The sequence below is a fragment of the Calditrichota bacterium genome (genome assembly GCA_014359355.1).
GTDB lineage: Bacteria > Zhuqueibacterota > Zhuqueibacteria > JANLFK01 > Oleimicrobiaceae > Oleimicrobium.
Map to the genome: position 1 here is coordinate 1 of JACIZP010000232.1, position 13596 is coordinate 13596.

At 62.1% G+C, this 13596-nt stretch carries 10 protein-coding genes; 4 read left to right on the top strand and 6 right to left on the bottom strand.

Features of this window, described 5'->3' with window-relative positions:
• The 4 genes from H5U38_10440 to H5U38_10455 form a co-directional block, all read left to right on the top strand.
• The coding region (locus H5U38_10440) for a tetratricopeptide repeat protein (protein MBC7187441.1) at positions 1-2080 on the top strand (2080 nt) is incomplete at its 5' end.
• A 7-nt stretch (positions 2081-2087) separates the two neighbouring features.
• On the top strand, positions 2088-2888 hold the full coding sequence (locus tag H5U38_10445) for a dihydroorotate dehydrogenase electron transfer subunit (GenBank protein MBC7187442.1): 801 nt from the start codon (positions 2088-2090) through the stop codon (positions 2886-2888).
• Complete coding sequence (locus H5U38_10450) at positions 2878-3801, top strand: dihydroorotate dehydrogenase (GenBank protein ID MBC7187443.1); 924 nt, start codon at positions 2878-2880, stop codon at positions 3799-3801. The genes H5U38_10445 and H5U38_10450 overlap by 11 nt, the downstream gene beginning before the upstream one ends.
• 15 nt (positions 3802-3816) lie before the next feature.
• Positions 3817-4647: a phosphatidate cytidylyltransferase gene (locus H5U38_10455; GenBank protein ID MBC7187444.1), complete on the top strand. Its 831-nt coding sequence runs from the start codon at positions 3817-3819 to the stop codon at positions 4645-4647.
• 361 nt (positions 4648-5008) lie between these two features.
• Here the strand turns inward: H5U38_10455 and H5U38_10460 are convergent, their stop codons facing one another.
• The 6 genes from H5U38_10460 to H5U38_10485 form a co-directional block, all read right to left on the bottom strand.
• Positions 5009-5824, bottom strand: a complete 816-nt coding sequence (locus tag H5U38_10460; GenBank protein ID MBC7187445.1) for a M55 family metallopeptidase — start codon at positions 5822-5824, stop codon at positions 5009-5011.
• A 29-nt stretch (positions 5825-5853) separates the two neighbouring features.
• Complete coding sequence (locus H5U38_10465) at positions 5854-6807, bottom strand: aminopeptidase (protein MBC7187446.1); 954 nt, start codon at positions 6805-6807, stop codon at positions 5854-5856.
• Between the two features lie 138 nt (positions 6808-6945).
• Complete coding sequence (locus tag H5U38_10470) at positions 6946-7311, bottom strand: PqqD family protein (GenBank protein ID MBC7187447.1); 366 nt, start codon at positions 7309-7311, stop codon at positions 6946-6948.
• A gap of 22 nt (positions 7312-7333) precedes the next feature.
• A complete protein-coding gene (locus H5U38_10475; protein ID MBC7187448.1) occupies positions 7334-9382 on the bottom strand; it encodes an oligopeptide transporter, OPT family in 2049 nt (682 codons plus the stop codon).
• Between the two features lie 412 nt (positions 9383-9794).
• Positions 9795-10997: an argininosuccinate lyase gene (gene argH, locus H5U38_10480; GenBank protein MBC7187449.1), complete on the bottom strand. Its 1203-nt coding sequence runs from the start codon at positions 10995-10997 to the stop codon at positions 9795-9797.
• Positions 10994-12256 (bottom strand): argininosuccinate synthase, encoded by a 1263-nt coding sequence (locus H5U38_10485; GenBank protein MBC7187450.1) that lies wholly within the window; start codon positions 12254-12256, stop codon positions 10994-10996. The genes argH and H5U38_10485 overlap by 4 nt, the downstream gene beginning before the upstream one ends.
• Positions 12257-13596 lie beyond the last annotated feature (1340 nt).

Sequence of the window (13596 nt, forward strand, 5' to 3'; positions counted from 1 at the left end):
TACGCAGTACGGCGAAGCTCACCATCCCAAGGGCAGCGGTCGGCCGCGATGTCGACTCTCCGCATGCCTTTTCGCCATGTTGACGCTTGCCCTCGTGGCCCTCAGCAGTTGCGCGTACTACAACACGTTTTACAATGCTGAGCAGGCCTTCAAAACAGCAGAGAGGGAGCGCAAGAACCGCAAAGGCGACACGCCGACCTCCCAGGAGACCGCTTCCTACAACAAGGCCATCGAGAAGGCGTCAAAGGTCCTGGAGCTTTACAACACCAGCAAGTACGTCGATGATGCCCTGCTCATGTTGGGCAAGTGCTTTTACTACCAAGGACAATACGCCAAGGCTGAGCGCAAGTTTGACGAACTGTTGGCCCTTTTCCCAGGCGGCGAACTGGCGGACGAGGCGCTGGTGTGGCGAGCTCGCGCGCGCATCGGCCAGAACCAACTTGAGCAGGCCGCTGCCGATTGTCGGCAGGTGATCGCCACGAGCAAGCGTGCGCTGCTCCGCGATGAGGCGCAGTACTTGACGGCTGAGATCGATTTCGCAAGAGAAGACTATCGCTCAGCTGTGAATCGATTCAGCGAGGCTGCAAAGCGCATTTCTGACCGCGAGGTGCGCAGCACCGCATATGCGCGGCTGGGGGAATGTTACCTCAAGCTCAAGGAGTATCTGCCGGCGGCCAGAGCCTTTCAGGCGGCCGCCAAGTATTCCCTCATCGACACGCGCCGCTACCAGGCCACTCTCAACATGGGTCGGGCGCTGCGCGAAGCGGGCGACATCCGTGGTGCAGAAAGCGTGTTTCTGCGGATGACGAACGACCAGCTTGCCAAGCAGTACTGGCCGGACGCAAAGTTGGAAATGGCCGCCTGTTTGGTACTGGAGGGAGAAATAGATGAGGCCATGCAGCGCTATGAGGCCCTCATCAAGGACCACCCTCGCACCGAAGCCTCAGCCCGCGCCCATTTTGCCTTGGGGCAGCTGTATGAAACGCGCTTCCAAGAGTACGTGAAAGCGCGCGAGCACTATGACCAGGTCAAAGCGGAGGCGCCGCGGTGCGAGTTGGTGCCAACCGCCGCGAGTCGCGTGGCCGACCTGGAGCGGCTTTTGCGCCTGCAGGCTACGATCGCCGAGCTGACCGGCAAGACCTTCGTCGCCGACTCCCTCCAACAGAGTTTGACCCCGGCGCGGGCCGACACAGTGCCTCCGGAGATGCGTGACCTCATGGCCCTCACCCCTGAGGCCGAGCCGGACACTGCTTTGGGCGTTTTCATCCGGGGGGCCACCCGACAGCCGAACCCGCAGCAGCCGACCAAGAAAGCCATCACGCCCTATCCGGACATGGATCTGGTGACGGCGCACCTGCAACTGGCGGAGTTGTTCTACTTCCAGCTCAGCAACATCGACTCGGCTTTAGCGCACTACTGGGCTGCCTACTACGCCAACCCGGACAGCAGCTCCGCCGCCCAGGCCCTCTACCCCGTGGCGTACATTGTGCGCGTGGCTCAGCGCGACACCGCCCGGTCCGACTCGCTCCTGCAGGAAATTGTGCGTCGCTTCCCAGAGCTTCCCCAAGCGGAGGGCGCGCGTCGTCTGCTGGGTCTGCCTCGGCCGCCTGACCAGGAAACCGTTGCCGCGGCGCTGTTCTGGCAAGCCGACAGCCTGCTGTGGGAAGCCGATGCGCCGGAGAGAGCGCTGGCCGCCTTTGCCTCCCTCAGCTCCCGGTATCCCGAAAGCGAGTACGCCCCGCGCGCCCTGTACGCAATCGCCTGGGTATTGGAGCAGCGGCTTCACGACAATGAGCGCGCGCTTGAGGCCTACAAGCGCGTGCAAGAGGCCTATCCGGACTCACCCCAAGGCAAGGCCGCCAAGCGCAAGATAGACGCACACACCCGCGAGGCGGAAAAGTTGCAACGCTTGGCCGAGGCTTCGGCCCGCCCTGATTCCTCGGGAACACAACCGCAGGCGCCACCACCCGATGAGCAGCAACAGGAAGAGAGGGAACCGAAGCCCGATGCCACTCTGCAGCAGGCGCCGCCCGATACTACTGTGGCCCCGCCTCCGGAAGTGCAACGCAAAGGACCGTGAGCAAGAGATGCCAGCACTGCACGCCTGTCTTGTCACATGCAATGAGCAAGTGAGCCAAACGGTCTTCCGGCTCACCCTCCACGCCCCTGACCTGGCCCTCGCTGCGGCGCCTGGGCAATTTGTGAACATCCGCATTCAGGAGGGGGCCGTTCCCCTGTGGCGGCGGCCGCTGAGTGTGTACTCTGCAAACCGCGACGCAGGTTCGTTACGACTCCTCTTCGAAGTGCGCGGTGTAGGCACACGCATCCTTGCCGCGAGCCGGCCCGGAACTACGCTTGACGTGCTTGGCCCGCTTGGAACGGCGTTCTTGGCTCCCCCGCGAGGAGCCCTGCCTGTGCTCGTGGCCGGCGGGTTAGGCATTGCACCCCTCCACTTTTGGGCGGAAGAACTAGCGCGTGCCGGGTGCCGGCCCCTGCTGCTCTTTGGTGCACGGACTGCTGAGGCGTTGTGTGCCCTCGATGATCTGCGCCGACTTGACTCTGACCTGCGTCTGGCCACCGAAGACGGCACAGAAGGCATGCAAGGCATGGTGACCGAACTGCTGGCTACGACCTTAGCCGAACAGCCTCCTCAACAGACCATGGTCTACGCTTGTGGCCCAGTGCCGATGCTCAGAGAGGTAGAGCGCATCTGCGCTGCGCGGGCCGTCGATGGTCAAATATGCCTGGAGACGCTCATGGCGTGTGGTTTTGGGGCATGCATGGGGTGTGCGGTCGCCGCGCGCAGCTCTTCACCTCAGCCAGGCTACAAGCTCGTGTGCAAAGACGGCCCCGTGTTCAACTTCGGGGAGGTCGACCTTGAGCGCTGACCTGCAGGTTGCCGTCGGTCCCTTGGCGCTGAAGAACCCGGTCCTTGTCGCTTCCGGGACGTTCGGCTACGGCGAGGAATTTGCCCCGTATTTCGACCTCAGCATCTTGGGAGGAGTGGTCACCAAGACCATCACCTTGGAGCCGCGTGCCGGCAATCCGCCGCCGCGCATCGCCGAGACGACCGCCGGCATGCTCAACTCCATTGGCCTTGCCAATGTGGGCGTGGAGGCTTTCATCCGGGACAAGCTCCCTTTCCTGCAGCAGTTCTCCACTGCCATCATTGTCAACGTTGCCGGCCGCAGCGCAGAAGAGTTCCAGGCAGTGCTGCGCCGCCTGGAGGAATCCGAACTGCGCATCGATGCCTACGAGCTCAACTATTCCTGCCCCAACGTCAAAGAGGGGGGCATGGCGTTCAGCGCCAACCCACACGTGGCTCACGCCGTCACCAGCACGCTGCGCAAGGTGACCACGAGGCCACTCATTGCCAAGCTGACCCCGAATGTGACCAACATTGCTGAGATTGCGCGCGCCGTGGCCGAAGCCGGAGCCGACGCCGTCTCTGCGATCAACACCCTCTTGGGTATGGCAGTCGACTATCGTACCCGGAGGCCGAAACTGGGGAGCATTGTCGGTGGCCTCTCAGGGCCTGCCATCAAGCCGGTGGCGCTGGCAAAAGTGTGGGAGATCAAGAAAGCGGTCGACATCCCCATCATCGGCATTGGCGGCATCCAAAGCTACGAGGACGTGTTGGAGTTCATGATCGTCGGCGCCAGCGCCGTGCAAGTGGGCACCGCGAATTTCGTTGTCCCGGACTGTGCGGCGCGCATTGTCCGGGATCTGGAGAAATATTGCGATCAAGAAGGCATTTCGCGCGTGGCCGACTTGATAGGGACCTTGCAGGTGAGTACCTGACCGAGGAGGAAGAACGTGCGCTTTGAGACCTTGGGAACCAGGCTCCTGGTGGCCGGGATCTTCATTCCTCTCATCCTTTTCACCACGCTGAAGGGTGGTTGGGCCTTTGTGGGTCTGATAATGATCATCGTTGGGTGTGCCACCACCGAGTTCTACGCCTTGGCGCGGCGCAAGGGTACCTCACCCCAAGCTGTGCTCGGTGTCATCGCCAGCGTGCTTTTGCCGGTGGTGCTGTTCCGAGGAGGAACGGAGCTTCTGTGGTTGGTGCTGGGGTCCTTTGTCCTGCTCACGGCGTGCATCGAGCTCTTCCGCAATCGCGGGTCCAGCACGCTCAACCTGGGGGTGACGGTGTGTGGGGTCCTGTTCGTCGCGCTCCTTCTTGGCCACCTCATTCTCATTCGCGAGCTGCCGACTGTTGCGAGACTGCCTTACCACCAAGGTGGCCGATGGATTGTGCTCATGCTCCTCACCGTCTGGGTGTGCGACACTGCTGCCTATGGCCTCGGCACCGCAGTGGGCAAGCATAAGCTCTTCCCGCGCATCAGTCCGAAAAAGACCTGGGAGGGCGCCGCTGCGGGCCTCGTCGCGGCGATCCCTTGTGCTTGGGCGTGCCACGTGCTGTTTGTGGAAGGGATATCCCTCGTGGACTCGTTGGTTATCGGGGCGCTGTGCGGCACCGTGGGCCAGCTGAGCGACCTGGTGGAGTCTCAGTTCAAGCGCGATGCCGGTGTGAAAGACTCCTCGCATCTCATCCCAGGCCACGGGGGCATGCTGGATCGCTTTGACAGTTTCATCATCCTCGCGCCAATTGTCTACTACTACTTGCGTTTTGTGGCGCTGACGTGAACTCCGGGCGCGGCCGAGCTCCATCGACAGCAATCCTCCGCCCGCCTGCACAAACAGGCCGTGCGCCCACCAACGGCTGTCGCCTCTACCGGCAGGCTGAGCTTCTTCTGGCGGTGGCCATCCCTGGCGAGCCACGCTTCGAAAAAGAAGCGCGGCCAACCGTTGTTCTGCATCCGGCTGCTGTTGGAGTCCAGTCACAGGTGTCCGCGAACAACCCCCTTAGCCCAGAACTGGCATAGCACTCGCCTGATCCGCGGCTCATGCCCGGCCGTCCGTGCCCCATTGGGGACGTCTGGGAAGGCGCAAAGCCCCGAGAAGCATTCGACGCGGGACAGGCGCTGCCGAATGTCGACGGCAGGCCCTACTGGTTGGCAAGACGAAAGACCGCTACGAAGGCACGATACGCGGTGAGAAAATCGTCGGCCTCAAAAGTGACCGTGCGCCCTCCTTCGCGTTGCATACCCGGCATGCCGGCTGCCAAGTCCGCCTGCTCGGTCTTCTGAAAGTCAATTGCCAGGCGAATGGGCTCCTCGAACTTCAGCGGTTGCTTGTCGCTGAGGTGCTGGATGGCGCGTTTGGCCATCAAGCGGATGTCTTCGAGGGTTCTGGCAAATGGGTAACAGCGCGCTGCGTTGCGCGACACTCCTTCCTTGACCACCACCGCTTCGATTGCCGGCACAAGCGCCTTTGCTTCCTGCACCAGCGCCTGGTCACCTGTGACCAGAGCTGCCGGCACGCCAAAGTGCCCTGCCACCCCAGCGCTCAGGCCGAATTCCCCCACGGAGATGCCGTTGATGCGCACGTCGTGGATGAGCGAGGCAGCGAAGGTATGATCCAGCACGGCCCCTTCGGTACCCGATTTCGCGTGGTAGCCGATGAAGAAGGCAGCATCCACCGAGCTTTCGATCCCCTCCATCATGGATAACGATTTGCGCGTACCCGTGAGCAGGGTCGCTTTGGGGTGAAGGCGGTCGATGAGCAGGTTGGTCATGTTATGGTGGGCATCGTTGACCAGGACTTCGCGAGCCCCCCCCTGCACAGCTCCCTCCACCGCTGCGTTCACTTCTTGAACCATCCACTCCCGAGCCTGGGCGTAGGCCGGATTAGACGGAAACACTTGCTCCAAGAGCACGACCCCGTTCACCCCTTCCAAATCCGCCGAGATGAATACCTTCATGACGCTGTTCGCCTTCCTTTGCCGATTGCCTACACCATCACCTGTCCGTCTTGGACGACCACCTTGCCATCGATCTCGATTGTGGGCGCAAAGAGAATGCCGTCCAGGTGGAAGGGCACGTTCACTGTGCCGCCAAAGGAGCAGTTGTTGCCCAGTGCCACGTGCGCAGTGCCCAGCACCTTGCGGTCCTCAGCCATGCACCCGGTGATCCGCGCGGCAGCGTTGGTGCCGATGCCCAGCTCGGCCAGGGTGCGCGCCTCTGGGCCAAAGGCGCGCAGCTCCTCCCGGAGCTTGGCGCACGCCTGACCTCCGCGGATCATGGCTACGCGCCCTTCCTTGACGTCGAGCACAATCGGGTGGTCAGGCCGCGCCTTGCCCCCAAACCCGTGCTCGACCACAATTCTGCCTTCCGCCTTGCCGCCTTGCGGGCCGATGCAGGCCATCCCGGCGGGCAGAGTGGAAAACGCTCCACGTTGGTGTGCCAACCCCGTGTCGGCGATGCCCTTCTGGCCCTCTATGGAGAACCAGGCGTCGGTGCCCGCCGGGGTAGTCAGGTGAGCCCTGTGCCCAATGGTGAGGACGTCGGCCAGCTTTCGGGTGCGGCGCGCCAGATCCTGGTAGTCCACATCCAGCGCGCGCCGCAGGGCATCGGCCGTGACTCCGGACATGTCCAGGATGCGCGCCCCACGGCGACAGGCCACGCGGCGCGCCTCACTGTGCCGCAGTTGGCCGGAGGTCACCAGCACCACCACGTCTGCCAGAGCCATGATGCGGGTCACCGGTGCTGGGGGCTCGGCACCGTTGCGGCACGGCCGTGGCAATTCGACCAACACAGAGTCTGCGCTGATGCGACGAGCGGTGGACAGGAGCAGGTGCGCCAACTCCATCATAGGCGCATCCGCCACGACTACCACTGACTCGGTGTGCTTGGTGTTCAGGCACTGCGTCAACACCAGGCGAGCGGCACGCTGCAATTTGGTCATGCCCCCTCCAGGCTGTTTGTTCCTCGGCCTGCCACCGCCCTTCCGCTCTACCCGTTATCGTTGTTCAGCTTCACCATAGGCGTTTAGGCAAAAGGAACCCTCTCGGCATTCCGCGCGCCGAGAGGGTCCTTGCTGATCTCAGCAGCCTTCCGTGGCCACAGGTTGCAATTCCAAGAGACGATGCTTGCAGAGCTGGCCCACGAACAGGGCCAGTCGCTCTTGCACAGGCTCAATTTGCTGCCCAAACTGTTCGCGCAAGGCCGTGCCCACCTCTGCCAGAGTGCGGGAGCCATCGCACAGCCTCCAGGCCGCGCTCCCATAGGCATCGAGGTGGACACGAAAATGCGGGCGCCGGAGCATGGGAAGGAGGTACTTCCGCAGCAAGCCGCTGGTGAAGCGTGGCCTAAGCAGAAGCACTCTATCCCCCTCCTCCTGCCACTCCACCAGCCGCACGGGGATGAGCTCTGCAGCCCGCTCTGGGTGCAACAGCTCCGCAATGGACAAAACTTTGCTCCTGCGCTCCAACCTACATCACCGCTGGGGCGGCTGGCTCGTCAGGGCTGCCGGCGTTCCCCAATGGCACCTTCACCAGCAGGTAGCCTAACGCGACAATCACCAGCACGCTCACCAGGAACGAAGAGTTCTGCCACAGATTGGGGATGGTGACGCCAAAGAAGACCAGGGCGGCCACCAACAGACCCACCAGCGCCTCACCGGCAATCAGGCCAGAGGCGAGCAGAATGCCGCGGTTTTCGATGCGTGTCTTCTGGTTCTCGTTGTACTTGCGCCGCGCCACAACCAAGTCGATGACCCAACGGATGATGCCACCGACAAAGATAGCCGCCACGGTCTCAAACGACAGGTACATGCCCACGCAGACCAGCATGGGGCTCCGCACCTGCACGAGGATGAAGCCGATGGCCAGCAGGATACCCACGATGATCAGCGGCCACACCATCTCGCCGCCGACGATGCCCTGCGCTAACTTGGCCATCAAGGTGGCTTGCGGCGCAGCAAGCACGTCCCCGCCGAAACCGCCATGGTAGCCCTTGATCTCCGCCATCTTCAGGTCGCCGGCGTTCAGGATGAACAGCGGGATCCACATCACCGCCGCCGAGAGCAGCACGCCGATAAAGTCACCCACCTGCATGCGCCACGGTGTACCACCCAGGATGTGCCCCACCTTGAGGTCCTGCAGCATCTCGCCCGCCACCGCTGCAGAGACGCAAATGACCCCTGCTACCGCCAGCACCGCGATGACGCCTGGGGTGCCCGTGGCGCCGAGGATGACCATGAGGACTGCTGCGATCACCAGCGTTGACAGGGTCAGTCCGGAGATGGGATTGTTGGACGAGCCTATCAGCCCTACCAGGTATCCGGACACGGCGGCGAAGAAGAAGCCGGCGACCATCATGACCAGCGCCGCCACCAAGGCCGGGGCCAGTGCCTCAGGAGCCAGACCCATGAACCACCAGTAGACGAAAAAGGTCAGCACGCCCACTGCTGCCAGGCCAGCGAACACCACCTTGATGTTGATGTCACGATCGGTGCGCAGCGTAGTCTGCTGCGCCGAGGCCGCCTTACGCACGTCCTCCACCGACCGCTTGATCCCGCCGGCAAGGCTCTTGCGCATGCGGAACAGCGTAAAGGCCGCGCTCATCAACATGCCGCCAATGGCGATGGGTCTTACCGCGTTGGCAAAGAGATTCTTCGCCACTCCCACCCAGTCCATGGCTCCTTGCTCCACCAGCGGCGCATATTGCGGCGCGAGCAAGAGCATCAGCAAGGGGACAAACAGTCCCCAAGACAGGGCGCCGCCAGCAAAGTTGAGTGCAGCCAGGCGCGGACCGATGATGTAGCCCACGCCCAAAAAAGCAGGGCTGAGCGCCGGGGTCTTCAGCAAGAAGCCGCCGCCGGTTTCCACCCCGGCAAAGCCCTTCCCCGCCGTGCCAGGGATGATCTTGCGGGCCACCTGCACAAAGTGCTCCCACTTACTGGCAAAGATGTTGACGGTCTTTAGCGCCTCCACCAGTCCACCAATGCCCATGGCGTAGAACAGGTACTGCGCGCCCGAAGCACCGCCGCGGCCCGCCTTGTGAATCTCTCCTGCCGCCACCGACTCGGGGAATGGCAACTCCGGGTCATCCACCATCATGCGGCGGAGCAAGGTCACGAACAAGATGCCCGCAGCGCCGCCCACCAGCATGATGATGCTGGAGCGGAGATACCCGGAGAAGCTGCCAAAGAACTCCGGCGTCCACACCCCGGCGATAAGGAAAGCCGGAAGGGTGAAGATTGCCCCAGCCGCCACCGACTCGCCGATGGAACCCACGGTTCGCGAAAGATTCTCCTCGAGGATGTTGCTGTCCTTGAAAAGCCGCAGGATTGCCATGCTGAGTACGGCAGCCGGGTAAGTCGCCGCAATGGTCATGCCCGCCTTGAGCCCGAGATAAGCGTTGGCCGCGCCGAGCACCACCGCCATTACCAACCCTGGAACGAGGGCTCTGAGGGTGAACTCCTTCAGATCCACGGTCGGTGGGACAAAAGGCTTGTACTCTCTCTTTCCGCTCTGCATTTGCTTGGGTTCGGCCATGCGCTGGATCCTCCTTCGGTTTCACCGGCCCACTCTTTTGCTCCACCGAAAAGCCTCGCGCCCGCGGCACCAGCCGGGCGCAGAGCACAAACGCACCGCCAACTTAAAACAAAACGCGCTAAAAGTCAAGTGGAAAAAGCGGCCTATGCCACAATTCCGCTCTCAAAGTACCACCCTGGGCAGACGCCGAGCGCCGGCCTGCGAACTGCCCTTGGCATGAGGGAAACGGCGGACGTAGCGGACTCTGCCAGCGTCCTGCCGTGTCCGGCGGCCTCCTCGGCTAACACAAGAAGCTGCCTTGCCCGCGCGGGCAGCGGCATAAGACCTTTCCGGGCAAACAGCCTCTTCCGACTGGGCCGCCAGACCCTCCCTACCGGCTCGGACCTTGCCCTGCCTATTTGGGTTCGCCTCCGCCAGGCTCCTGCCAGCGACGCGCCTCATTGCGGTAAGCATCGCGGAAGGGCTTCCCTCGCAGCGTTTCCGCCAACACCCGCTGCACGCTGTAGAGCTCGTCGCTCATTGCCTTGCGGCACCGCTCCTCATCAACCTCGATCTTGCTCACGACATGCGCCGCCACCTCCAGCGACTCCCGGGTGATACGCAATCCGCTCAGCACCTTGCTCTTGATGAGCTGCAGATCGCGGTGGTAGCCAGAAATCAAATTGCTGCTCAGGCTCGCCACTGCGAATTCGTCGGCGAGCACCACATGGTACTGGGCGCGCAGCACCTCGAACACGTCGGGGTTCTGCTTGTGCGGCATCAGCGAGCTGCCCGTGCACACCTCAGCCGGCAGGCGAAAGTAGCCCAGCTCTGGCAGCGAAAAGAGAATGACGTCTGTTGCCAGACGGTTGAGGTCGCTAAGCAGCATGCCCAGCACATGCAAGATGGCTGCCTCGAACTTTCCGCGACTGTTCTGCACGTAGAGAGCGTTCTGCTGCACACGCGCGAACCCCAGCTCCTTGGCGGTGAACTCACGGTCCACCTCAACCGGCAACCCGTAGCCCGCGCCCGTGCCCAGAGGCGACTGGTCCACCAGCCGGATCACCCAACGCACCGCGTCCAGATTGTCGAACATCGATTCGGCAAAGGCGCCGATCCACAGGCCAACCGTGGAGGGCATGGCCTTGCGCGTGTGCGTGTAGCCGGGCATGGGCACTTGTCCCCAGCGTTCCGCAAATGCCTTGAAGACCATCAGGAGACGCCCGGCCTGCTCTTCGATCTCGCGCAAGCGCTCTTTGTACAGGAGGCGCAATGCTACCAGGACCTGGTCGTTTCGAGAGCGGGCCGTATGAATCTTCTTGCCCGCCTCGCCGACCTTTGCGACCAAAAACTGCTCGATGGCGGTGTGGCAATCTTCCTGCTCGGGACGAACCTCGAAACGTCCTTGCCGCGCCAACGCGCGGATTTCATCGAGAGCGGCAACGAGCGCCTCCTCTTCCTCTGCGCTCAGCACCCCCATTCTGCGCAGCATCCTGGCGTGCGCCACCGAGGCCTGGCAGTCGTACTCCACCAGCTCGCGATCGACGATGTAGTCATCGCCCACCGTGTAGCGCTCCACCTTTGGATCCAGGCGCCCCCCATCGCTCCAGAGTTTCATTGTCGCCTCCGCGTCAATTGTGCGCGCCAATCATAAGGGAATCGCTTGCGCAGCACAATGCTGTGCGCCTTCAGCCGAATGGCATTGATCTCGATGAAGCCGTGCGAGTCGGTGGCATCGAAGCCACCCTCCACGTCCATGCTCGACAGGTCGCGGTCATAGAGCGAGATAGGCGATTCCCTGCCGATGCAGTAGACGTTCCCTTTGCAAAGCGCCAGCCGCACTTTGCCATCGATGGCCTCCTGGCTCTTTTCGATGGCGCTCAGCAGAAAGTCCATCTCCGGCGAAAACCAGAATCCGTTGTAGATGAGCTCCGAGAACTTGGGCACCAACATATCCCGCAGGTGCATCACCTCCTTGTCCATGGCGATCCCTTCCAAGTCGCGGTGCGCTGCCCACAGGATAGTGGCCCCAGGCGACTCGTATACGCCGCGCGACTTTATGCCGATAAAGCGGTTCTCCACCATGTCCACGCGGCCGATGCCATGCAGTTCGCCCAGCTCGTTGAGGTAGAGGAAGAGCTCGAGCGGCGTCTCCTTCGTCGTGCCGTCGTCGAGATTGACCACCTTTACCGGGAACCCGTCCTTGAAATGGATCTCGATCACGCTCTCTTTGTCGGGCGTGTTCTGAAGAGGGCGAGTGCGCGTGAAGATGTCCTCCGACGGTCGCAGCGCCGGGTCCTCGAGAATGCCAGCCTCGTGGCTGATGTGCATGAGATTCTCGTCTTCGCTGTAAGGCTTTTTCGCCGACGCTCTTACCGGGATGCCATGCTTCTCAGCATAGCGGAGCAGGTCCGTGCGCCCCTTGAAGGTCTGCAGGAACTCCGGATCCTTCCACGGAGAGATGATCTTGATCTGGGGGTTGAGCGCGTAGTAGGAGAATTCGAAGCGCACCTGGTCGTTCCCCTTGCCAGTGGCGCCGTGTGCCACGTAGGCAGCATGCTCCAACTCGGCGATCTCCACCTGCTTCTTAGCCAAGAGCGGCCTGGCGAGCGCAGTGCCCAGCAGGTAGCGCCCCTCGTAGATGGCGTTGCCCCGCATCGCTGGAAAGATAAAGTCGACGACGAACTCTTCCCGCAAGTCCTCCACGTAAACCTTGCTGGCTCCGGTGCGGTAGGCCTTCTCGGTGATCTCGGCAAAGTTATCGTTCTGTCCCACATTGCCCACAAAACAGACCACCTCGAACCCCTTTTCCAACAGCCACTTCAGGATCACCGAAGTGTCCAACCCCCCGCTGTAGGCCAGAATGACCTTCTCCATGGGCGTAGTCCTCCAAGAGATACAAGAAAATACACTTCACCTTCCGGGCTCATCGGCCCGTGGGCTAACCGTTTTACTGGAAATGTGCGAATGTGGGGGAAGGGTTAGGGCCGGGGTGCGACCCCGGCACGGCGGCGGCGCCCGCAAGAGGAAAGATGGGTCTCGCTGACCCAAAGAGTGGCAGCAGTTCTCATTGTCCGTGTCCTTCGGCACCGCATGGCATTGCAGGAGGTTTCCTTCACCGACATAAGTTTACCACCAAACGACGAGATTGTCAAGGACTTTTTGCAAGGAACCAAGGAAAATGTCACGGCGAGCGGGCAAGGAGACGGGGCAGCAAGAGAGTTGAAGTGCTGAGGAACGAGATCGTCGACCACTTGCGGAGCATTGCGGAAAGTTGTTCCCGGATCTGCTGAAAATGCTTCACAGGTGCGATGGCGAGGGGAACCAGGGACGAGCGCCTGAGCGGAGCAGCACAGGATCTCCCCTCCGCCAGGCTGAGAGCAAGCAGGTGCGTGAGGAGGTATGAGCAGCATGGTCTGCGACGGCCCACGGTGGCCGCAGCACGCTCCCCCACATGACCCCGAAGGAGGCTGAGGAGCAGGCGATTGTTTTGGCCCAGTGAGGCTGAAGCTGCGCTATGACACTCCGGCCTTGACCAAGGCGCTTGCGCCCCTCAACTGCTGTGGCGGATTGCTGAGGCAGAGAAAGAACAAGCGGTGGAAGGACGGGGACTTGGCAAAGAGCTGATGCCTCCTCTTGAGGACACGGCGATGGATGTCACAGACCTTGCCGCCTTACGAAACTGTTGGCTGCACATGAGAACCCCCGGTCTGCCGCGCAACGAGCTCATGGCATGGGTGGAGAGTGGGGCGCCTGCGGGTACTGCAGGGGGGCGTGAAAGGGGGGTATGTATCCTGCTTGTTGACTCATTCTCAGGCCTCCGGGGTGGATTTGGGAGGCGACGCCACTGGACAATGGCTCGGAGTTCCTTGGGGCGCACGAGGAAGAGGTTGCAGGCCGGTCTCCGAGGTAGCGGGGTGAGAGGCGGGCTCTCGCGCGCCGGAAGCCACCACCTGGCGGTGTGACTTAGCCGAAGGCCCTTCCTGGGTGTGTCCATTTCAGGAGGGAACACTGCCGCCCAGGGGGAGTGATCAGGCCTAAGTTCCCCAAAAAGGGGGGCTACCCAGGTGCATGGCATGGCATGTTTCATCGCGAATGAGCTTTGTCCAGCATTTCATGCAAGGCTACTGGGCCGTGCGGTCACCCTCCAACCCGCGTGCAAAAAAAACACTTGACATTTTGCCAGGGATTAGTTAACTTGCGAGTGTTTCAGCTAC

Bases quoted from the DNA above. Each gene is read 5' to 3' on its own strand.
- H5U38_10475 (MBC7187448.1), bottom strand. From the start codon at position 9,382: ATGCAGAGCGGAAAGAGAGAGTACAAGCCTTTTGTCCCACCGACCGTG.
- H5U38_10460 (MBC7187445.1), bottom strand. From the start codon at position 5,824: ATGAAGGTATTCATCTCGGCGGATTTGGAAGGGGTGAACGGGGTCGTG.
- H5U38_10485 (MBC7187450.1), bottom strand. From the start codon at position 12,256: ATGGAGAAGGTCATTCTGGCCTACAGCGGGGGGTTGGACACTTCGGTG.
- argH (MBC7187449.1), bottom strand. From the start codon at position 10,997: ATGAAACTCTGGAGCGATGGGGGGCGCCTGGATCCAAAGGTGGAGCGC.
- H5U38_10445 (MBC7187442.1), top strand. From the start codon at position 2,088: ATGCCAGCACTGCACGCCTGTCTTGTCACATGCAATGAGCAAGTGAGC.
- H5U38_10465 (MBC7187446.1), bottom strand. From the start codon at position 6,807: ATGACCAAATTGCAGCGTGCCGCTCGCCTGGTGTTGACGCAGTGCCTG.